This is a genomic window from Xaviernesmea oryzae (assembly GCF_900109605.1).
Classification (GTDB): Bacteria; Pseudomonadota; Alphaproteobacteria; order Rhizobiales; family Rhizobiaceae; genus Xaviernesmea; species Xaviernesmea oryzae.
Genome location: NZ_FOAM01000052.1, coordinates 1 through 1,098 on the forward strand (window position 1 = coordinate 1; position 1,098 = coordinate 1,098).

Consider the following 1,098-nt stretch of genomic DNA (forward strand, 5'->3'; position numbering starts at 1 on the left):
CCTCGGCCACCACAAACGAGCAGGTCGAACAGATGGTCAGCGCCGTCGACACGATGCTGAAGGGTCTGACCGACTCGGCCGCCAACCTTGGCGCCACCGGCTCCCGTATCGAACTGCAGAATGACTTCGTCAAGGATCTGCGCGACACCATCACCAAGGGTGTCGGTCGCCTCGTGGACGCCGACATGAACGAAGAGTCCACGCGCCTGAAGGCTCTGCAGACGCAGCAGCAGCTCGGCATCCAGGCCCTGTCGATCGCCAATTCCGGCCCGGACAGCATCATGTCGCTCTTCCGATAAGTTTCATCAAGCAGACAGGGGCCGCGCTCTCAAGGGGCGCGGCCCACCCTAGGCCCCTGATGAAGCGCCTTGCCGGAAGAGCCGCTTTCCAGTCGCGGATATGAGCGTCGAGGGCCGATGAAACGTAAATGGCGCAATCCGCGTGATTACCTTAGGTTAGTCTAATTTTTGAACTCTTTTGCAAGATCTATCTAATAGAAAAGGTCTTGCAGGACGGATTTGGTGTCGTCTCTCTGAAAGAGGCACCACCAACTGGCATGACGCCGCCCGTCTTCACCGGTGAGTATTCGAGTCCGGTATGTCCCCCAACCCTGTATTTCGTATCTGAGGGACAATCTCCTATGACCAGTATCGTGACGAACTCTTCTGCCATCAACGCCCTGTCGACCCTGCGGTCGATCAGCTCCAGCATGGAAAGCACCCAAGCGCACATTTCGTCGGGCCTGAAGGTTGGCTCCGCCAAGGATAATGCGGCCTACTGGTCGATCGGCACGACGATGAAGTCGGACGAAAAGGCACTGTCCGCCGTTCAGGACGCACTTGGCCTCGCCTCCGCCAAGACGGACACCGCATATAGCGGTCTGAAGGCCACGATCGACATTGTTTCCACGATCAAGGCCAAGCTGACCGCCGCCCGTGAACCAGGCGCCGACAAGGACAAGATCAACAAGGAGCTCGTCGAGCTCAAGAACCAGATCTCGTCCACGGCCCAGTCTTCGTCCTTCTCGGGCGAAAACTGGCTCTACAATACCTCGTCGACGGCCCCTGGCGCCAAGACCATGGTCGGCTCGTTCACCCG

General features: G+C 58.7%; 2 protein-coding genes. Both read left to right on the forward strand.

Going from position 1 to position 1,098, the window contains the following annotated elements; genetic code table 11:
- Positions 1 to 299: flagellin (locus BMX61_RS24175; RefSeq protein WP_268794185.1), on the forward strand; the 299-nt coding region annotated here is incomplete at its 5' end.
- A gap of 341 nt (positions 300 to 640) precedes the next feature.
- Positions 641 to 1,098: flagellin N-terminal helical domain-containing protein (locus BMX61_RS24180; protein WP_456119715.1), on the forward strand; the 458-nt coding region annotated here is incomplete at its 3' end.